The following is an 18,975-nucleotide window of genomic DNA, read 5'->3' as shown; positions in this document are numbered from 1 at the left end:
GCAATGTTCAGCGGCCGGCCGCGGCCGCAAACATTGCCTTCGCATTCTTCAGCCCGATTTCGCAGCCGAATTGCGCCGGCTCGTTGCCTTCATATTCCAGCGAGACGAAGCCGTCATAACCTGAGGCGACGATGTCTTCGACGATCGACCTGACCGGCAGATCGCCATAGCCGAAGACCGCGCCACGGATCGCCTGGCCGCCGATAGTCTGCAGCCAGTCCGCGCCCGGAGCTGTCTGGCGCACGTAGAAATCCTTGATGTGGACGAAGCTTGCCTCAGAGAGGCAGGCCCGCGTGCCCGTCCGCGGATTCTCATCGACGCAGAGGAAATTGCCGATATCGACGGTCAGTTTGAAATTCGGCAGGTTGACGGCGTGCTGAAGCCGCTTGATCCGCTCGCTCGAATTCATGAAGAAGCCGTGATCCTCGACGCTGGTGGTGACGCCATAGCGGCCCGCATGCGCGGCAAGCTCATGGGTGGCGTCGGTGATTACTGGGAAGGCCGCTTCGAACTGACCTGGGTCGGTCGCACGCAGCGACCATGGCACGACATCGTGGCGTAGGAAGCGGACGCCGAGCTTGTCGCAAAGCTCGACATAGTGCTTTAGTCGGCTGAGCTGGAATGCTCGCTCGCTGTCATCTATGAAATTTCCTGATGTGCAAATGCCGGAAATGGGTACGCCGCTTCTCTGAGATGCGTCGGTCAGCCGTTTCAGCATTTCCGCGTCATTGCCGAGTTCATACTGGACGTCTTGGCCTTCGGGCGCGACGGAATGCGTCGACAGTTCGAGATGATCGCCGCCATGTTCGCCGACCCACTCAAAGATATCCTCGATCTGCATGGCGCCGCTTTGCATCAACGAACGGAAACTGTATGAACTCAAACCTATCTTCATAATGCCTCTCCTCGAGCGCTTTCACTAAAACTTTGTTCGACAACTTAACAATGCCTGTTGACTTCGGCTACGATACATCTTTGTCTAAAATCAAATTGATTTAACAATAGGGAATAGCAGGAATGTCTCGTCAGTCTGCCGACGTCGTCATTATCGGAAGTGGCCCGACCGGCTCGGCCTATGCGCGTGTTATCAGAAACAATTGGCCGGAAGCGCGTATCCTGATGGTGGAAGCCGGCCCGCAGATTCTGCCGCAGAAGGGCGCACATCTCGACAATATCGCCGATCTTGATGAACGCGCGGCCTTCGAAGTGCAGGCCCAGGGCGGTGACCGCAGTCCGCGCATGCCGATCAACAAGGAAGAGTGGGAAGCCCGCCGCGCCGGCGGTTTTGATCACTCGTTGCTGCGACGCTCGGGCCTTTTCATTGCCAACGATGCCGATGAGCAGGACGAAAACCTCTTTGCCGGCTTCTCAGCAGCCAATGTCGGCGGCATGGGTACGAAATGGTCGACGGGCACGCCGGTGCCGTCTGAGATCGAACTAGTGCCCTTCATCCCCTCCGATGAAATGCACAGGGCTCTCGCCGTATCGGCGCAGTTGCTCGGTACCAATAAGGATCCCCACGCCGGCGATGCTGCCGCCATCGCAATGCGTGAGCGCCTGGGCGAAGTCTTCAATCCCGGTCGCACGTCCGACCGCTTCGTTCAGCCGATGCCGCTTGCCGCAACGCCCGGTCCCGCTGGCCTGCGCTATCACGGCACCGACGTCGTGCTCGGCAATCTTGTCGACGAGCCGGCGGAACGCTTCCATATTCTCTGCGAAACCGCCTGCCGCCGCGTGATCCATGACCATGGCAAGGTCACGGGTGTCGAGCTCGCCCGCGCCGGCTCTCAAGAGACTTTCATCGTCGGCGCCGGCACGGTCGTCGTTGCCTGTGACTCGCTGCACACCCCGCAGCTGCTCTATGCCTCAGGTATCCGCCCCGAAGCGCTTGGCCGCTACATCAACGACCATTACATCGTCTCACAGATCACAGAGATGCAGACCGATGTGCCCATGAGCGCGATGAGCTGGGTTCCGGCTACAAGTGATCTTCCCTATTCGGTCACCATCGCACCGGCGAGCCTGCGCTCGATGCCGCATACCAGTGAAATGAGTGGTCAGCCGGTTGGCATGGGCGTTTTTGTGCCCTCCGATATCAGCGCCGACAACTGCGTAACCTTCGACGACAATCGCCGTGACTGGCTTGGCCTGCCAGCCATCTCCATTCACTGGCGCCAATCCGACGGCGATAAGGCGCGTCTTGAGGACGCCAAGGGGCTCGCACAGCGGATTTCTGCCATTATTGGTCGCCCGGCAGCTGGTTTTGCCACCTTCGTGCAGCCTGTCGGCTCGTCGCTGCATTATCAGGGCACGATCCGCATGGGCGAACACGACGATGGCACCAGCGTTTGCGATAGGAACTCCAAGGTCTGGGGCTTCGAGAACCTCTACGTTGCCGGCAATGGCGTCATTCCCACGATGACGGCCACAAACCCGACCCTGTTCAGCGTCGCTCTTGCCAGCATCGGCGCAAGCCAGATCGCTGTCGCCCGCAGGATCGCCTGATGTCGTCCACGAGGCGATGTCGCGCCCGAGCAGCATCGCCTCGGCCTCGGCCAGTCACTGGCTTTGGCGGAAACCTCCGATAGGCCAAACAGCTTGTGCGAGGACCCCAGGTCAAGAGCAATGGCTTTGATCGTTGACGGTCTACATGGTGATATTGGCCTTTGATCTTTTAGTCATCAAGCCAACACACGCCGACGTCACCGCCGTCGCGTTTCACCGAGGTACAAAAGATTGCGTCTCCAGCCGGTACCGCCCTCAGGTGAGGAGGTCGGGACTCGACGCTGGCATATTGCCAATGCGTGAATGAAACGAGTAGCCGCGATTGAGAGAAATCACTCACTTCCAGCTTGAAATCTATACGTAAAGTCAGGTGCATGAGCTATGGTTACGGCGGCGAGATGGAGAGATTCGCGGTCATGATACGTCGAAAGCGCTGGTCCGGCGAGGGTATCCTCGACGTGGCGGCAGAACTCCTGAAGCATGGAGACGCCGAAACCTTCAGTGTGCGCCGCCTGGCGGCCTCCCTCGGCACCGACGCGTCCAGCCTCTATCGCCACTTTCGCAACAAGACGGAGCTTTTGCGTGCCGTTGGCGACCGTGTGCTTCTTTCGGCCATGGAGGACTACCGGTTCGAAGGTGACTGGAAGCAGCGTATCGCCGACATCGCGCATCGCCTTCGCGAGAAGTTCGCCCAGCAGCCGCAACTCGCCACGGTGTGGGCGCGCTACGCCTCCAGCGGCGCCGGTTCCCGCGCGGTCATGGAGGCGCTGCTTCGGGCGTTGCAGGAAACCGGCCTGCCGGACGAGCGGATCTGCATTCATTATCATCGCACTGCGGTTCTGCTCTCGGCGCTGATCGCCGCAGACGGTGGGATCAGCACCCTGACGAGAGAGGAGCGGCAGCAGGGCATGGAATTGTTCAGGGTCGCGGTTCTCGGGGCAGCCCCTGGTGAATATCCGGCATTGGCGCACTTTGCCCGCGACTTACATCCGATCGAGATCGACCGTCAGGCCGCCTTTGCCGCGCTTCTTGCTGGGCATTTGAACCAGATCCAACAGGAGATAGACGCGCGATGAAGGGCCGGTACCTTTGAAGACGAGCCGGTTGCATGGTCACGGCAGTAACCAAGCGTGTTGCAGTGCCCTCCCAACGAAGGTGGAGCCTGCTGAGCGACAGCCCTATTCGGCCATCATTCCGCCAACGCCTGCGTGAGGAAATTCAGGATCTCTCCTTGAGCTGTCTTGGCCTGCGGCTCCACGCCTGGCAGGGTGAGGAATGCATGCTTCGCTCCCGGATACTCGGAGAGACGCACGGAGGTTTCGGCCTCGCGGAGCCGTTCAGCATAGCGGCGCCCGTGATCGGCGAGAGCATCCCGGGTTGGAACCACGACAAGCGCCGGAGGCAGATCGCTTAGGTCGGTAGCATAGAGTGGCGAGTAGGCACGGGCATCGCTACCTGGCGGCACGGCGAGCCGCTGGAGGAACTTGAGTAGGGGGAGTGCGCATGTCGGATTGTATGCATACTCGGCAATTGAGGGATAGTCATACATCGTCTCAGTGACGTCCGTAACGGGATTGACAAGTACCTGCGCCTTGAGGGCGAGGCCAGATTCCTTGGCGCGGATGGCACTCAGGGCGCTGAGCAGAGCGCCGAAGCTCTCGCCGAACAGGGCGATGCGCGTCGGATCAACGCCCCATTGATCGGCGCGCTCGATCACATGGCACAGCACATCCCAGGTATCTGCGGCGGCGTTCGAAAGCGGGCTGTCCGGCGCGACAAGGCGGTGCTCCACCGAGACGAGGACTGCAGGCAAATGCACGGCGAGGTGACTGTTCGTCCAGTCGCATTGCGTTGCCGTGCCGACAAAGCCGCCTCCATGCACATGGATCACAAGCGGTAGGGCGTGCCTCAGGGTGAGTTTGCTGGTTATGGCAGGTCCTGGTCGATACACGCGTACGGGAAGATTTCGTCCTGGCAGAGCCATGTCCTGCCACTCAATTATGGCGTCCGGATCCGGCTCTCCGAGAAATTTCCGCGCCGTCGTGGAGGCGCGGAACCGGTTCTCGGCGTCTCGATAGGTGATCAGCTCCTCCGGCGTGATCGTCGTGAAGTCCGGCTCTTGCGGTCTTGCGGCGTCGGCACTCTCACTCATCTCTTTCTCTCCTTCCCGGCAAATGCAGGATGACCATTGTCGCCGAGATCGGCGTTGATCTTATTATGCACACGCTGTGTGCAACGACAAGTGCTTTGCGTCGATCGTTCTGAACTGGGGCCGCCGATTTGGTGCGTAGCTCCTGAGCGCGATGATGCACTATCGAGCCTAGGCCGACGGCCAAGCCGGGTGGATGAGCCGAACTGTCAGGGGTGCCGCCTTCTCCGTCGCCCAGGCTGGCCAAATCATCCGCGTTGATCGCGGCCTTGTGCTGCGGCTATTGAGAGACCACTAGGATCCCGCCGGACCTAATTGCATTGAATTTGGCTTTGCGCCTGAAGCGCCATTGTATTGCTGAGAGGTCCAGCCCCGATTGCTAGTCGCGAGGAGGCGATTGTTATCCGGTCATCTGGTCGAAGGGAGCGATAGCCGTCAGACATACAGTGATGCGGCGTGTCTCTGAAAGGACTGCACACAGGAATGGCGAAAATGCCAAGGTTGCGACGTTTGTGTCCGAGCTCCTTGATCACGGCCTTTCCCTGCACGGATATCTCATAGGCGCAGGGGAAACCTCGCAAAGCCTGCAACCAACAATGATAGGCGGAGAGGCAGGCTTGCTGCCTCGCGCAACATCTACTCCGCCGGCGCATTCCCACAGGCTATTTGCAAAGCTTGTAGACGTAATCCGGCGACTTGGAAGGCACCAATCCGCGGTCACGGTAAATGACGGAAATCTTATTGCCGCGCGCTGAGCATGCGGCGTTGAAAATGCTGAGCGGATCAACCGGATTACCCTCGGAATCCTTGGTATTGTCATTAAATTCGATTTCATAAATCAAGCCGCCATAGGCGGCGGTGAACTTGTCGCATTCCTTCCAAATCTGGCATTCCTCGACGATTGCGAAATCGAAGCCGATTTTCGAGGACCCGGTCGGGGCGAGGTCGCTCGCATTCTTCTGCGCGATGGCAAGACCGGCGACGTGCGCGCGCTTCACCAGCAGCTTGGCGAATGCGACGTTGTCGGCCATCGCCAAAATGCCTTTGGACCTTGTCCAGGAATCGAGATTATCCGCATCGATGCCCTTGAAACCATCCGTTGCGCATCGATCGAACCAGGGCCCGATTATCTCCATGAGAGCGGCTCGTTTTGCGTCCGTCGACGTATCGAGCAGATATTCATTCCACTGCTTGTCGACCACGAATTTCCCATCTTTCCTGACCAGCAGGTCCGGGTGTTTCGATGCCCACCATTTTCCCTCATCCGGTTGGGTTTGGTAGGTGTTCACGTAGCATATGTTGTATTTTCCTGTGGCCGGCGGCTTTAGCCGGTCGCGCACGACAATCTTGACGCTTGTTGCCGGATCATAAGCGCCGCCGAGTTGATAGTCGAACTGGCCCTTGATCGGCGGCAGAACAACTGGATCGGCGGCTACCGGTGATACGCCATATATTGTCATGACGATGACAGCTATCGCCATGAAGAGGCATTGAAGATAGTTTTCATATTGCCAAGATCTATCTGATTTGGATGTAAACGTCGAATGAAGTTCGATTATAGCCCTAAATTCAAATATCTTCATATCATTTTCCAATGTACCTTACAGTGTCTATGCCATTCTCATTCGGACATAGATCAACATCCGCTACAGGAGCGCCGTCAGTTGATATTGACCGAAATCTATATGCTTCCTGGTACGACCGTAAATTAGACGCCGGTCCATGTGGATGCGCTTTGCTGGTTCTATCTCAAATACGCCAAAGGAATATCATTTAACCGAATTAAATTTCATGTCGGTGGATCAGCAATTGGCGGAATTATCTTCACATTTTTGCGTATACTGACGATCCTGAATCTCAAGCCGAGAGTTGTCGTCTTGTTCGGAACTCCGCTCGGTCGGCGCAATATGTTCGCGGCTCTCCTCGTCATCATCGCGACTATCGCTGTCCTGCTTTGGAGCCTCCGTCTTCTCGATCAGATCATCGTCACGCTCCGGAGCGTTTGCTTTCTCGTCGGCAATGTTGTTATCGCGTGCCTGTGCAGCTTCTGGTCGCTCTTCATCGTCAAATGGGACGGTAGCATTGGATTCTCTTGGTTCTGGCTCGCGCGCTGCTTCGGCCGCGTCGAGCGAGACGTTCTCTTGCTCTATGTGGATCATTGTATTGGTGGTGAAGACAGTGTCTTGCGGTGCAGCCGGTATTTCCACCGCCGTTAGGTTTTCTTGAGGCAAGGCCTCGTATTCGACGCGAACCTCGTCGGCCGTGTTGTAAATAGTCTGATATGTAATCTGCGTGCTGTTGTCGACCTCTTGGATCACTATGATAGGATCGTTGATAACGACCGGTTCATCATACCACACAGAGTCGCGGCCATCGTAATAGCCATCATAATAGCCGTCCCAGTACGAGCGCCAGGCGTGGAAGTCGGGACCGACAGGCTCGAAATAGGTGTAGTAGGTCGGATAGTAGACCCGCGTCGTGTAGATAAGCGCCTCGAAGGAGCCGGATACTGTTGATAGCGTCAGCAACATGGCCTGATAGGTCAGGTAGTCATCGGGGCGACTGTCGTAATAGGCCAGATCTTGCCTCAATCGCGTCACCTGCCGTCGAAGGGCCGCATTGGTGGCAACCTGGTCTTCCAGCGCCCCGACGCGCTTTTCCAGAGTGTTTACCTTCCTGCGCAGCGCTCGGACCTGAGCCTGGTCCACCTTTCCGGCTTTGCCGCCAGATTTCCCAAGAACGTAACGCGAGGAATAGCTTCGCCACGCAGCGTTCAGATAGCGCATCCCCTTTTCGGCCTCGGCGTTTTGCGCTGGCGTTAGGGCGTATCGCGTTTGCAGGTCGCCAATGGCTCGTGACAGGTTGCCGGTGGCCTCGGCAATGGCTTTGCCGTTACGTCCAGAAAGCGCAATCTCCATCTGCTCGTTGGCGCGCGCGGCTCGCGTAACGCCCTCGATGACGCTGGTGGCGCTTCTGTGGCGAGCTCCGGATGCATCGCCCTTATAGCTGCGCGCGACCATGCCGAGCGAGATACGCATGTCCGCAAGCAGCCCCTTGGCATTGCGCTTGGTTTCCGGCGTGGAGGCGGCTGCGGAGGAGGCAAACGCCACCTGCGCCGCGTAGATCGCGGCGGCGACCGGTATCGTGTTCACCGCATAGCTGGACATCGTCAGTATCAGGCCGCCTGACACGATCCTGTTCAACATCGATTTTGGAGGCATATGGAAAACCTTGGGTTTGTCTCTGTGTTGGAGCGTTCCCGCATGCATCTTCACTGAAGGCGGGTGGGTTAAGCGTTGGACGAGCAGCCGCATCGTTCGATCAGCGCAGGAGCCTGCAATCGGAATATCGCGCGTTTTCGCAATGCAGGCTCAATGGCTTGCTCACCCGTGACGGCTGAACGATCAGCATCGACAGGACAACGAAAAGCAGCGCCGCGACATAGACGATGGCCGGTGCGACGGAAAAGAGCCTCAGCATGATGTCAGTCCTCAACGGCATTATCGAACGACTCTTAGGGGCGCCGGCGTGAGATGCGTGTCGCCATCGTTACCGAGATCGGCGATTTGCTTGCCTTGGCATGACATCGGCTGGCTGGTCCTGTGGTGCCTGAAGATATGAAACGGCCCGCAGGAATGGGGCGGCCGCATAAGCTGCATCGACAGGAAGAGGGCGGACAGCACGGTCACGTAGATGATCGCTGACGCAAATCGAAACGGCATATGCATAAAACTATTCCTTCAGTTGCGGTCGAGCCGTGACGAACCCTTGTCCGTGGTCGTCTTGTTTTGTCTCGACGGTGACTGCTATACGTCAGGGTGGCTGAAAATCCCGTGAGGCGGCTGTCAGCGAATTGTCAGCTTTGCCCGCTTATGCTTGTCGTCCGACGGCTTCGATGACCCAAGGAGTGGTGTGTGCGTTTCCCGACCATGAGACTTTGCGCGCTTTTCGCAGCCATTGCCCTTGCGCCGCAGTTTTCGGCTGTCGCAAGCGCACAGGCAATGGAACGCGGCTTTCGCGTTATGCTGGTGGCCGACAGTGGCGATTCAGATGGGTCTTCGGGGCAGGATTCGGATTCGGGAGACACGGACAAGGGCTCGGCCGGCGACGATGCCGATACCGGCGGGTCTGAGGACGACCAGTCCTACTCCTCCGAGGGACACGGCAATCCCGGGCTTGGCAACAGGTTTGATGGGCCAAACGGTGCGTTGGAGGCCGTTCAAAGCGATCGCGCGCTGCCGCTGGATGGTATTGTCGCCATCACCCGACGGCTGACAGATGGGCAGATCATCGATACCCGTCTCCATACCGTCAAGGGCGTGTTGCGATATGAGCTAAAGGTGCTCGAAACCAATAACGAAGTTCGCAGCTATTCTTTCAATGCCCGTACGGGAAAACTGGTGAAGGTGAGATAGACATGCGGGTGCTCGTTGCCGAAGATGACCGTCGCATAGCCGCATCGCTCGGCATTGCGCTGTCGACGGCCGGCTTCGTTCCGGAATACGCCACGGACGGAGAGGACGCCTGGTTTCGTGGCGACACCGAACCATTCGACGTGGTGATCCTCGATCTCGGTCTTCCGACGCTGGATGGCTTGACGATCCTTAAGCGCTGGCGCCATGCCGGGCGAAAGACACCGGTCTTGATCCTCACCGCGCGCGGCCAATGGAACGAGCGGGTGGAGGGAATAGAAGCCGGCGCCGATGACTATGTGGTAAAGCCTTTTCGCATGGAGGAAGTCGTGGCGCGTATCCGGGCCATCGTGCGCCGGGCGAGCGGTTTTGCCTCGTCACAGATCGAAATCGGCGAGTTCATGCTCGACACGCGGATGCGGCAGGTGTCGCGGGCGGGCATTCCGGTCGCACTGACACCACAGGAATACAGGCTGCTGGCCTTCATGGCGCATCAGGGTGGTCGCGTCGTCTCGCAGCTCGAAATCGCCGAGCATCTTTATACGCAGGATTTCGAGGGCGGTTCGAACTCGGTCGAAGTCCTCATCGGCCGTCTTCGCAAGCGGCTGGGCGCTGATATCATCGCAACGCGCCGAGGCTTCGGTTATATCCTCGGCGGGAATGAGGCGTGAGGATCCAGTCCCTAAGGATTCGTCTGATACTGGGGGCCGGCGTTTGGATCGCCATTGCTTTGGTATTGGCGGGGCTTGCCATCGGGTATCTGTTCACGAAGAGCGTCGAGAGCAGCGCCTCCGCGGATCTGTCGGCAACCACGTCCCGCCTTGTCGCACTCATCGATCCGAGCGCGCGCAGTCCCGCGCCGGTGCTCTCCGGTGCGTTGCCTGATCCGCGCTACGACACGCCGATCAGCGGCCTCTACTGGCAGATCACGGATTTGGGCACGCAGCAGACCATTCGCTCCCGTTCGCTTTGGGATCATGTTCTCAAGGCCAGCTCTCCCGTGGAAGGCGGGCAGCTGTCGACCATGCAGGGTCCGGTCGGCCAATGGTTGCTCGCCTTTTCCCTGACGGCACGCTTTCCGAAAGCCAAGGGCGAGCGGCGGTATCAGATCGTGGTCGCGCAAGACCGGTCAATCCTCGACGAAGCGATCGCCCGCTTCGGGCAGGAATTGGCCGTGGCACTCGCAATCCTCGGTGTCGCCCTGGTCGTCGCCGCCATTCTGCAAGTGCAATTCGGCCTGTCGCCGTTTCGGACACTACGTCAGGACATCGAAAACATCCGCAAGGGCATTGCTCCGGCAATCGAGGCCACCTATCCGCGCGAGGTCGTTCCCGTCGTCAGCGAGGTCAACGCACTCTTGGCCCTGCAGCAGACTTCGATGGACTTTGCGCGATCAAGGGCGTCCGATCTCGCGCACGGGCTGAAGACGCCTCTTGCCGTGCTCGGCACGCTTGCCTACGAACTCGAAGGGCGCGGTGATGCGCGCAGCGCAGCCTCGATCATTGGCCTCACGAATGAAATGCGAGACCGCATAGACTATCAGCTGCGTCTCGTCCGCCTGCGTCAACGTACGCGGATGCAAGCCCTTAGCGCATCGTTGAACAGCATCGTGTCCGGCGCGGTGGCGGTCTTGAAGAAGACGCTGACGGGCGAGCAGCTCGAGTGGGTGGTCGATATCGACGACGACCTGAACGTGGACATCGACCCGAACGATCTCATTGAGCTTGTGGGTGTCATCCTGGAGAATGCCGCCCAGTGGGCGAAAACGCAGGTCCACGTTCAAGCAAGAACGGGCGGGGCAATGGTCGAATTGCAGATTTCTGACGATGGTCCGGGCATTGCGCAGTCCGATCTCAATTCGATCGGCCGTCGTGGCAAGCGTGTCGACGAGGCGGGCACCGGTACCGGCCTCGGCCTGGCGATCGCCCGCGAAATCGTTGCCCTCAACAACGGAACGATTGCGTTTGAACGGTCCAGCAGCTGCGGACTTGAGGTCGTCATCCGCTTGCCGGCCGCCTGAAAAAGGCTTGCTCTTACGAGTGGCGGGAATGACGGTGGTCGGATTGAATGCGCAGACTAGGCAGGGTGCATGATCGTTCCCGGCAGGGCCAGTAAGAGCGCTCGGCGAAGCCTGAGCGCCCGTTTGCCAAGGTCAATCGGGAGCTGGATGTACAGACAAACTCTTTCCGCATCCAGCCCGCCGCCCGCCGGATCCTCAGACCTTCACTACGATCTTGCCAAATTGCTCGTTCGACTCAAGGAAGCGATGAGCGGCGACGATGTCATTGAAAGAAAAAATCTTGGCGATGCGCGGCCGAAGCGAGCCGGCTCTCAAGCCCTCGAGAATGAACGCCTTGGCGGCCTCCAGCCGGGCAGGGTCGCGCACGATCTCGTGCATGAGATAGCCGCGCAAGGTCAGGCTCTTGCTCAGGACTGCGAACAGTGGAAATGGCGTCGGCTCGGGGCTCAGGCCGCCATATTCGATGAGGATACCACCCCGAGACATCGCGGCCGTAAGCGGCTCGAAAATCGGGCCGCCGATCGAATCGAGCACAACCCTCACCCCTTGCGAGCCGGTGATCTCCTTCAGGCGAGCCTCCAGATCCTCCTCCGCTGTCGCGACGACATGCGCGGCCCCGAAATCCAAAAGCGCCTGCTTCTTGCCGGAGGCGCGCGTTGCGGCGATCGGTGTTGCGCCCACCATGTTGGCGATCTGGATCGCGGCAAGTCCGACGCTGCTTGATGCTGCGGTGATAACGACGAAGTCACCCTTGCGCAGCCCGGCGATGTCGATCAAGGCGCCATAGGCGGTGATGTATTGCATCCATGCCGCTGCAGCCTCTTCGAAACTCAAGGTCGAAGGGTGCTTTACAACACGCTCCGCCGGCACATTGATGTGCTCGGCATAGGTCGGCGATTTTGACTGCGAGATCGGCGGAATGACGCTGACGGCATCACCTGGCTTGAAATTGTCGACACCTTCTCCGACGCTCTCGACGATGCCTGCCGCCTCCAGGCCAAGCCCTGACGGCAGCGAGGGTGTCTCGATATAGGTGCCTGCCCGCATGAGCGCTTCGGCGCGGTTAAGGCCCAAGGCGTTGACCTTAATCCCGACCTCTCCTGATGCTGGTCGCAGCGTTTCGATTTCGTCGAAGGTCAGGACTTCGGGGCTACCACGCTTATAAAATCTGACTGCACGCATGTCTGCTTCTCCTAAACAATGGTTTATAATTGTGTTTATCGCCCTAAGGTTTGCCGTTAAATTGGTCATCGAGATTGGCAGAATTAACTATTGGTTTCGAATATGGATCGTCTTACGAGCATGGCGGTATTTGTGAAAGCGATCGAGCTCGGCTCGTTCGCGGCCGCCGCTGATGCGTTGGGCTTGTCTGCTCCGATGGTCGGCAAGCATGTCCGCTTTCTGGAGGACCGCCTGGGCATCCGCCTCATCAACCGGACCACACGCCGCCAGAGCTTGACGGAGTTCGGCTACGCCTATTACGACCGCTGCCGGGTGGTCCTTGCCGAAGCCGAGGCGGCGGATGCTCTCGCCGCCGATCAGATCTCCGTGCCGCATGGCAAGCTGCGGGTGAGCATGCCTGTGCATCTCGGCCGGCGCTGCATTGTCCCGATCCTCATCAAACTTGCGCAGCAATATCCTTCACTGGAACTCGATCTGTCCCTTAGCGACCGGTTCGTTGATCTTGTCAGCGATGGCTACGATCTTGTTATCCGCACAGGCGCCTTGGAGAGCAGGGCCGGGGTGATTGCGCGTCGCGTGGCACGCCAGCGCATGGTCGTCTGCGGTGCGCCGGGTTATCTTGAGACTCATGGCTGGCCACAGCAGATCGAAGATCTCGACGCACACCATGCCGTCGTCTACAGCCGCCTTAACCGGGTCGCCCCATGGCTGTTTCCGCACCAGGACCAGCCGGCGACGGAGGTTGCGCCACGCAGCCGGCTCCGGCTCGACGACCTCGACGCCATCGCTGATGCCGCAAGTGCCGGCATGGGTCTGGCTTGGTTGCCACATTGGCTCGTTCGCGAATGGATCGAGGCAGGCGCGCTTGCCCTTGTCTTGCCGGGTCAGCCCGACTTTCTCTATGACTGTAACTGCCTATGGCTGCAGACGCCGCATCTGCCGCAGAAGATTCGCCTTGCCGTCGATGCGCTCGCAACCACACTGCCCAAACTCATGGGCTGATACGACAGTTGTTGCCAGCGCACGGCATGCTGGTGTCGCCGCTTGAGCCCTCGGGCGGCGGCGATCCCGTCACGTGTTGAATTGAGCGCGTCAGGGTTGGTTCACGCGTCAGGACGAAGAGCTTACTCTGCAAAGTCCATGGCAAGCGTGATGTGCCTCCACGCCGCAATCTCTGCCTGCATCAAGGCGAGCTTTTCCTCCACCAGCCTGAGTGCGTCTGACCCGAGGAGCAGATGTGCAGGTGGATTTGCCGAGCCGGCCAATGTCACAACTGCCGCGCCAAGTTTGGCTGGGTCGCCGATCTGCCGACCGTCATAGGCCTTACGGCGCTCGCGAAGCGGGTTCATCAAAGAATCGTAGTCGGCGATGGATCGGGACGTACGGACCATCGAACTGCCTCCCCAATTGGTGCGGAATGACCCCGGCTCGACGGCTGTGACATGGATCCCGAAATCCTTGACTTCCTTACCAAGCGTTTCAGTGAAGCCCTCCAGCGCGAACTTGCTGGCATGGTAAAGGCCCAAACCGGGCATTGTGATGAAGGCGCCCATCGAGGTGATATTGATGATCCGGCCAGCGCGCCGGATACGCATGCCGGGCAGCACCGCTTTTGTCACGGCGACAGCTCCAAATACGTTCACGTCGAACTGGCGGCGCATCTCCTCGAGGGTGGATTCTTCAACAATGCCCTCGTGGCCGTAGCCTGCATTATTCACCAGCACGTCGATTGGCCCTATCTCGCGTTCAACGCGCTCGATTGTCGGTAAGATTGCCGCCGCGTCCGCCACATCGAGAAGCACCCCGTGGGAACGTCCAGGGGCAATGGCGGCGAAGTCTGCTCGATCCTTCTCTGAGCGAAGCGTGCCGACGACGCGGTCGCCGGCATCAAGCGCCGCTTGGGCGATCGTGCGGCCAAAGCCCGAACTCACGCCGGTGATAAACCAAGTGTTCATGGGATGTCTCCAATTGCGATGCCGGCCGATCCGGCCTCCCTAGGGAAATCTAGTGGTTTCCTGCTCATGAAATAATCTGCTATGTTTTTGCTGAAGTAGTGAAGAGATTTCAGTAATGGGTGGGGTCGACCACAATGATTTGGCGAGATTTCTGGCGATTGCCCGGCATCGCAGCTTTCGCAAAGCGGCCGACGAAATCGGCTGTACGCCATCAGCGCTTAGTCATGCCCTGCGAACGCTTGAAGAGCGGCTTGAGCTACGCCTGTTGAACAGGACGACACGCAGCGTGGCGCTCACCGAGGCGGGCGAACAGCTGTTTGCCCGTGTAGCCCCGGCGTTTCTGGATATCGATGACGCGATCGAGGATCTCGGCAAATTTAGAGGAGCCCCGTCGGGCACGTTGCGCATCAATGCCGCCCGGGCATCCGCCGAGATGGTATTGCTGCCGCTCGTGACGCGATTTCTCGCTGCCTTTCCGGGGATCAGCGTGGAGATCACAATCGACTACGCGATGGTCGACATGGTTTCGGAAGGTTTTGATGCGGGCGTTCGATTTGGCGAAACTGTCGCTCAGGACATGATTGCCGTGCCGCTCGGCTCGAAACAGCGCTCAGCCTATGTTGCCTCTCCCGCCTTCTTTCGCCGCTATCCGAGGCCAAGGAGGCCAGAAGACCTTCGGGGACTACCATGCATTGGCTTTCGCTTCCGCAACGGGCGCAACTATGCCTGGGAATTCGAGCGCGACGGATCGGCCCTTACGGTCGAAGTGAATGGCGGGCTGACGCTCAGTGATCAGGATCTTGCCGTAAAGGCAGCACTTGATGGCGCCGGCATCGCTTTTGCCTTTGAAGGCCAGGTGGAGGCCGAAATTGCCGAAGGGCGGTTGGAACGCGTCCTTGAGGACTGGTGCCCCTACTATGCGGGATTCTATCTTTACTATCCGAGCCGAAGGCAGTTGCCGGGGGCGCTGAGGGCCTTCGTGGACTTCATCAGAACTGCTGATGTCGCACGATAGGTTTGCGTTGAGGGTGCGCTCCTCAATTGCTTAATGCGTGGTGATATTTAGCCGATCAGCAAAGGCTCAGTTGCGAATTTCGGTTTCGTCTCCAGAGACCTTTGGCTTGAAGGGCGGGGTTGCCCTTTCAACTTCGGCGTTTCCGAGACTAGAAGCACCAGGCGACAGACATCATCAGCGCGTCGGTCCGATGCCGAAGGTGCATTCTCCTCATCCCGCGCTTCGGCTCTTGACACGGCTCCTCTACGATCTATCATTCCACTATTAAATCTTCTATTCCATAATTGTATAATAAGGGGAGAAGGAATGAAACACCTGAAGCTTGCTATGCTCGTCTCCGCGGCGTTGATCGCGTCGCAGCCATTTGCCTTCGCGCAGCAAAAGGGGGGTGTGATTACGGTTGCCACAGTTGGCGAGCCACCCACGCTCGATCCAATGGTTTCGACGGCCGACCTCGTTGGCATCGTCAGTCAGCATATTTTCGAAACGCTCTATACTTTTGACGCGAACTGGAAGCCGACGCCGCTTCTTGCATCGGCATTGCCGGAAATCAGTGGTGACGGAAAGACCTATGTAATCAAGCTCCGGCAGGGCGTGAAATTCCACGACGGCTCGGAAATGACGGCGAAGGATGTGGTCGCGTCGCTTGAACGCTGGACGAAGCTGGCCTCGCGCGGCAAGCAGACCGCAACCATGATACAAAAGATCGAAGCGGTCGACTCGCTGACCGTCAAGATCACGCTTTCTGCACCCTACGCGCCACTGGTCTCGCTGCTCGCCTTCAACAATTCCGCCGCCATCATCCTGCCCGCCTCCAAGCAGGCGGAACCGTTGACCGAATTCATCGGCACAGGACCCTACAAGCTGAAGGAGCGCAAGCCGGATCAATATATCCAGCTGGAGCGTTTTGCCGGCTATCAGTCTCCCTCGGGCGACAGCAACGGCTATGGCGGTGCGCGTCACCAGTATCTGGACGAGATCCGCTTCGTGCCGGTGCCCGACGCCAATACCCGTATCGAGGCGGCCATCTCCGGCCAATATGACTATGTGGATTCCATTCCGGTCGAATCCTATGATCGCATCAAGGCATCGGCTGCATCCGAACCCGTCATGCTGAAGCCGTTCGGAATGGCACTGTTTGTTCTCAATTCCGGCGAGGGTATCACCAAGAACAAGGCGCTTCGTCAGGCAGTGCAGGCAGCACTCGGTGACGAGGATATGATGACCGCGGCCTTCGGATCGAAGGATTTCTATTCGGCGGATGGTGCGCTCTATCCGAAGGGTTTTGCATGGAACACGCAAGATGGCGTCGAAGGACACTATAACGTCGGCGATCCTGCCAAAGCCGGCGAACTGCTGAAGCAGGCCGGCTACAAGGGTGAGCCGCTACGCATCCTCACCAGCCGCCAATACGAGTTTCACTACAAGATGGCGCAGGTCGCCGCCGAATATCTGAAAGCTGCCGGCTTTACGGTCGATCTGCAGGTGGTGGATTGGGCCACGCTAACTCAGCGCCGCAGCGATCCCAAGCTTTGGGACATCTATATCACCCACTCGCCATTCCTGCCGGAGCCGTCGCTGATCGGCATGCTGTCGACCAGCGCGCCGGGTCATTGGGACACGCCGGATCGGGCAAAGGTGGTAAACCCCTTCAACGCGGAATCCGACCCGCAGAAGCGTGTCGCCCTCTGGGCTGACGTACAGAAGGTGATCATGGATGAAGTACCCTTCATCAAGGTAGGTGATTTCAACGCGGTCTCTGCCAAATCCAAGAAGGTGGACGGGGTAGCGCCGGCGCCGTGGCCCTATTTCTGGAATGCATCGGTAAAGAAATAGGACGCTCCATCCGGCTGGGCCAGCCCGGCCGGAATTCGCGTTCCCCTGTCGAGCCGCCGGGACTGTCGTGGGTCATGATACGCTACATAGTACAAAGATTGATCGGCATGATCGTCGTGATGTTTCTGGTCGTCACGATCGTTTTCATCATCGTTCGCGTCACTCCTGGCGATCCGGCCGCAGTCATGTTGGGGCCGGATGCCACGCCGGCCGACATTGCCGCTCTTCGGTCGCAACTGGGGCTCGATCAGCCGCTGATCCTGCAATATATCTATTATCTCGGCAATCTGCTGAAAGGTGACCTTGGTCGGTCGATTTTCCTCAATCAACCGGTGCTGTCGGCACTCAGCGATCGGGCTGAACCGACTTTCTTCCTGACGCTGTTTTCGATCATTATCGCCTGTGTCGTCGCCTTGCCGGTCGGTATCTACGCCGCCTACAGGCGTGGTTCCCTCGTCGATCAGGCGGCGACCGCGCTTGCCATGTTTGCTGCGAGCGTTCCGAGCTTTTGGCTCGGCCTGTTGCTGATCCAGTTTTTCGCGGTACGCCAGGGTTGGTTTCCCGTATCGGGTTACGGTGGACCGGATGCCGGTTTTCTCGACCGGATGTGGCATTTGTGCCTGCCGGCTATTGCCCTCGGCCTGGTATCCTCCGCGCTCATCTTGCGCTTTACTCGCGCATCGATGCTGGATGTTCTGGGCGACGACTACGTGCGCACGGCGCGTGCCAAGGGGCTCGATGAACGACGGGTCGTCCTCAGACATGCATTGAAGAACGCCTTGATCCCGATCATCACCGTCATCGGGCTTACCATGGCCGTGTTAATTTCGGGCGCGGTGGTCACGGAGACTGTGTTCGGCCTGCCTGGCGTCGGCAATTTGGTGGTCTCGGCGGTGTTGAGGCGCGATTACCCTGTCATTCAAGGGGCGCTTCTCGTTATCGCCGCGCTCTATGTGTTGATCAATTTTGCCATCGACATGCTTTACTTGCTGGTCGATCCGAGGGTGCGCTACTGATGACCAATACCGCCATCGAATCCACCGGTAAGACCAGAATTCAGAGTGAGCGCATGAAATTTCTGCGCCGCCTTCTGAAGCGCAAGACCGTTGCCGTCGGTCTTGTGATCCTCGTAGTCTTTGTGCTACTTGCCGTTCTGGCGCCCTGGATTGCGCCCTACAACCCCTACAAGCTCTCGATCGTTAATCGTCTCAAGCCGCCATCGGGCGTTTACTGGTTCGGCACGGACGAGTTCGGACGCGATGTCTTTTCGCGTACCATTTACGCCGGACGGCTGTCGCTGCTTGTCGGCGCCGCCGTCGTTACGCTCACCTCTGTCATCGGCATAACGATGGGCTTGCTGGGGGGCTTCTTTCCAAAGCTCGATGCGCCCGTCGCCCGGCTGATCGATGCAATGATGGCCTTCCCGGATATTCTGCTGGCGATTGCACTGGTCGCGGCGCTCGGGCCGTCGCTGGCGACCGTGATCGTGGCTCTGTCCATCGTCTATGCGCCGCGCCTTGCCCGGGTGGTGCGTGCCTCGTCGCTGGTGATCCGCGAGCTGCCCTACGTCGAGGCTGCAGTATCCATGGGCATTTCGACGCGGCATATCCTGACGCGCCATGTGCTGCGCAACCTGGTGTCGCCGATCATCGTGCAGGCAACCTTCCTGTTTGCGAGCGCGATGTTGGCCGAGGCGGGCCTGTCCTTCCTTGGCCTCGGCGTCAGCCCGGACATTCCGACCTGGGGCACGATGATTGCTGCCGGTCGGCAATATGTCGGACAGGCCGATTGGATGACGCTGTTTCCCGGTGCCGCTATCGTGCTCTCCGTTCTGTCACTGCAATTGGTGGGCGATGGTTTCCGCGACCTTCTCGATCCTCGCCTGAAAAAGGATATATGAT

Annotated in this window: 17 protein-coding genes; 10 read left to right on the top strand and 7 right to left on the bottom strand. The window is 58.9% G+C overall.

Translation table 11 applies throughout. The features are described 5' to 3' along the window. Window positions 1–7 precede the first annotated feature (7 nt). Complete coding sequence (locus QD461_RS32260; RefSeq protein ID WP_414091145.1) at window positions 8–895, bottom strand: sugar phosphate isomerase/epimerase family protein; 888 nt, start codon at window positions 893–895, stop codon at window positions 8–10. A 122-nt stretch (window positions 896–1,017) separates the two neighbouring features. On the opposite strand from QD461_RS32260, the gene QD461_RS32255 reads away from it, so the two are divergent. Beyond that, the gene (locus QD461_RS32255; protein WP_414091144.1) at window positions 1,018–2,505 is read left to right on the top strand and encodes a GMC oxidoreductase; all 1,488 of its coding nucleotides are present in this window, start codon (window positions 1,018–1,020) and stop codon (window positions 2,503–2,505) included. A gap of 416 nt (window positions 2,506–2,921) precedes the next feature. After that, a complete protein-coding gene (locus QD461_RS32250) occupies window positions 2,922–3,581 on the top strand; it encodes a TetR/AcrR family transcriptional regulator (RefSeq protein WP_414091143.1) in 660 nt (219 codons plus the stop codon). A 113-nt stretch (window positions 3,582–3,694) separates the two neighbouring features. On the opposite strand, the gene QD461_RS32245 is transcribed toward QD461_RS32250, so the two are convergent. From QD461_RS32245 to QD461_RS32230, 4 genes are all read right to left on the bottom strand, one after another. Beyond that, a complete protein-coding gene (locus QD461_RS32245; protein ID WP_414091142.1) occupies window positions 3,695–4,657 on the bottom strand; it encodes an alpha/beta hydrolase in 963 nt (320 codons plus the stop codon). Window positions 4,658–5,316: 659 nt separating this feature from the next. Further along, window positions 5,317–6,135 (bottom strand): endo alpha-1,4 polygalactosaminidase, encoded by an 819-nt coding sequence (locus QD461_RS32240; RefSeq protein ID WP_414091141.1) that lies wholly within the window; start codon window positions 6,133–6,135, stop codon window positions 5,317–5,319. A gap of 321 nt (window positions 6,136–6,456) precedes the next feature. Further along, entirely contained in the window at window positions 6,457–7,821 is a 1,365-nt protein-coding gene (locus QD461_RS32235; RefSeq protein WP_414091140.1) for a hypothetical protein, read from the bottom strand. Between the two features lie 154 nt (window positions 7,822–7,975). Continuing rightward, window positions 7,976–8,134, bottom strand: coding sequence for a hypothetical protein (locus tag QD461_RS32230; protein ID WP_184710591.1), 159 nt, complete (start codon window positions 8,132–8,134; stop codon window positions 7,976–7,978). A 434-nt stretch (window positions 8,135–8,568) separates the two neighbouring features. Between QD461_RS32230 and QD461_RS32225 the strand changes: the two genes are divergently transcribed. Genes QD461_RS32225 through QD461_RS32215 form a run of 3 tightly spaced genes read left to right on the top strand, consistent with a single transcriptional unit; the run spans window position 8,569 to window position 11,086 of the window. After that, window positions 8,569–9,069, top strand: coding sequence for a PepSY domain-containing protein (locus QD461_RS32225; protein ID WP_414091139.1), 501 nt, complete (start codon window positions 8,569–8,571; stop codon window positions 9,067–9,069). Window positions 9,070–9,071: 2 nt separating this feature from the next. Further along, complete coding sequence (locus tag QD461_RS32220; RefSeq protein WP_184710589.1) at window positions 9,072–9,737, top strand: response regulator transcription factor; 666 nt, start codon at window positions 9,072–9,074, stop codon at window positions 9,735–9,737. Further along, window positions 9,734–11,086 (top strand): sensor histidine kinase, encoded by a 1,353-nt coding sequence (locus QD461_RS32215; protein ID WP_414091138.1) that lies wholly within the window; start codon window positions 9,734–9,736, stop codon window positions 11,084–11,086. The genes QD461_RS32220 and QD461_RS32215 overlap by 4 nt, the downstream gene beginning before the upstream one ends. A 195-nt stretch (window positions 11,087–11,281) precedes the next feature. On the opposite strand, the gene QD461_RS32210 is transcribed toward QD461_RS32215, so the two are convergent. Then, window positions 11,282–12,268 carry a zinc-dependent alcohol dehydrogenase family protein gene (locus QD461_RS32210; RefSeq protein ID WP_414091137.1) on the bottom strand — a complete coding sequence of 329 codons (987 nt, stop codon included), beginning with the start codon at window positions 12,266–12,268 and terminating at the stop codon, window positions 11,282–11,284. A 102-nt stretch (window positions 12,269–12,370) separates the two neighbouring features. On the opposite strand from QD461_RS32210, the gene QD461_RS32205 reads away from it, so the two are divergent. Beyond that, the gene (locus tag QD461_RS32205; RefSeq protein ID WP_414091136.1) at window positions 12,371–13,270 is read left to right on the top strand and encodes a LysR family transcriptional regulator; all 900 of its coding nucleotides are present in this window, start codon (window positions 12,371–12,373) and stop codon (window positions 13,268–13,270) included. A 122-nt stretch (window positions 13,271–13,392) separates the two neighbouring features. On the opposite strand, the gene QD461_RS32200 is transcribed toward QD461_RS32205, so the two are convergent. Further along, window positions 13,393–14,223 carry an oxidoreductase gene (locus QD461_RS32200; RefSeq protein ID WP_414091135.1) on the bottom strand — a complete coding sequence of 277 codons (831 nt, stop codon included), beginning with the start codon at window positions 14,221–14,223 and terminating at the stop codon, window positions 13,393–13,395. Window positions 14,224–14,338: 115 nt separating this feature from the next. Between QD461_RS32200 and QD461_RS32195 the strand changes: the two genes are divergently transcribed. The 4 genes from QD461_RS32195 (at window position 14,339) to QD461_RS32180 (ending at window position 18,974) form a co-directional block, all read left to right on the top strand. Next, window positions 14,339–15,238 carry a LysR substrate-binding domain-containing protein gene (locus QD461_RS32195; protein ID WP_414091134.1) on the top strand — a complete coding sequence of 300 codons (900 nt, stop codon included), beginning with the start codon at window positions 14,339–14,341 and terminating at the stop codon, window positions 15,236–15,238. A 306-nt stretch (window positions 15,239–15,544) separates the two neighbouring features. Continuing rightward, window positions 15,545–17,074, top strand: a complete 1,530-nt coding sequence (locus QD461_RS32190) for an ABC transporter substrate-binding protein (protein ID WP_414091133.1) — start codon at window positions 15,545–15,547, stop codon at window positions 17,072–17,074. 74 nt (window positions 17,075–17,148) lie between these two features. Continuing rightward, complete coding sequence (locus tag QD461_RS32185; RefSeq protein ID WP_414091132.1) at window positions 17,149–18,090, top strand: ABC transporter permease; 942 nt, start codon at window positions 17,149–17,151, stop codon at window positions 18,088–18,090. After that, window positions 18,090–18,974, top strand: coding sequence for an ABC transporter permease (locus tag QD461_RS32180; RefSeq protein WP_414091131.1), 885 nt, complete (start codon window positions 18,090–18,092; stop codon window positions 18,972–18,974). Before QD461_RS32185 ends, QD461_RS32180 begins: the two co-directional genes overlap by 1 nt. The last annotated feature ends 1 nt before the right edge of the window (window position 18,975 follow it).

This window comes from Rhizobium sp. BR 314, assembly GCF_047445805.1.
GTDB lineage: Bacteria > Pseudomonadota > Alphaproteobacteria > Rhizobiales > Rhizobiaceae > Rhizobium > Rhizobium lusitanum_B.
Note: the sequence above shows the minus strand (reverse complement) of the source record. Positions and strands in the feature narration are given on the sequence as shown.

Coding starts and splice junctions, on each gene's coding strand:
- QD461_RS32260 (WP_414091145.1), bottom strand. CDS start 895: ATGAAGATAGGTTTGAGTTCATACAGTTTCCGTTCGTTGATGCAAAGC.
- QD461_RS32255 (WP_414091144.1), top strand. CDS start 1,018: ATGTCTCGTCAGTCTGCCGACGTCGTCATTATCGGAAGTGGCCCGACC.
- QD461_RS32250 (WP_414091143.1), top strand. CDS start 2,922: ATGATACGTCGAAAGCGCTGGTCCGGCGAGGGTATCCTCGACGTGGCG.
- QD461_RS32245 (WP_414091142.1), bottom strand. CDS start 4,657: ATGAGTGAGAGTGCCGACGCCGCAAGACCGCAAGAGCCGGACTTCACG.
- QD461_RS32240 (WP_414091141.1), bottom strand. CDS start 6,135: ATGGCGATAGCTGTCATCGTCATGACAATATATGGCGTATCACCGGTA.
- QD461_RS32235 (WP_414091140.1), bottom strand. CDS start 7,821: ATGTCCAGCTATGCGGTGAACACGATACCGGTCGCCGCCGCGATCTAC.
- QD461_RS32230 (WP_184710591.1), bottom strand. CDS start 8,134: ATGCTGAGGCTCTTTTCCGTCGCACCGGCCATCGTCTATGTCGCGGCG.
- QD461_RS32220 (WP_184710589.1), top strand. CDS start 9,072: ATGCGGGTGCTCGTTGCCGAAGATGACCGTCGCATAGCCGCATCGCTC.
- QD461_RS32210 (WP_414091137.1), bottom strand. CDS start 12,268: ATGCGTGCAGTCAGATTTTATAAGCGTGGTAGCCCCGAAGTCCTGACC.
- QD461_RS32205 (WP_414091136.1), top strand. CDS start 12,371: ATGGATCGTCTTACGAGCATGGCGGTATTTGTGAAAGCGATCGAGCTC.
- QD461_RS32200 (WP_414091135.1), bottom strand. CDS start 14,223: ATGAACACTTGGTTTATCACCGGCGTGAGTTCGGGCTTTGGCCGCACG.
- QD461_RS32195 (WP_414091134.1), top strand. CDS start 14,339: ATGGGTGGGGTCGACCACAATGATTTGGCGAGATTTCTGGCGATTGCC.
- QD461_RS32190 (WP_414091133.1), top strand. CDS start 15,545: ATGAAACACCTGAAGCTTGCTATGCTCGTCTCCGCGGCGTTGATCGCG.
- QD461_RS32185 (WP_414091132.1), top strand. CDS start 17,149: ATGATACGCTACATAGTACAAAGATTGATCGGCATGATCGTCGTGATG.
- QD461_RS32180 (WP_414091131.1), top strand. CDS start 18,090: ATGACCAATACCGCCATCGAATCCACCGGTAAGACCAGAATTCAGAGT.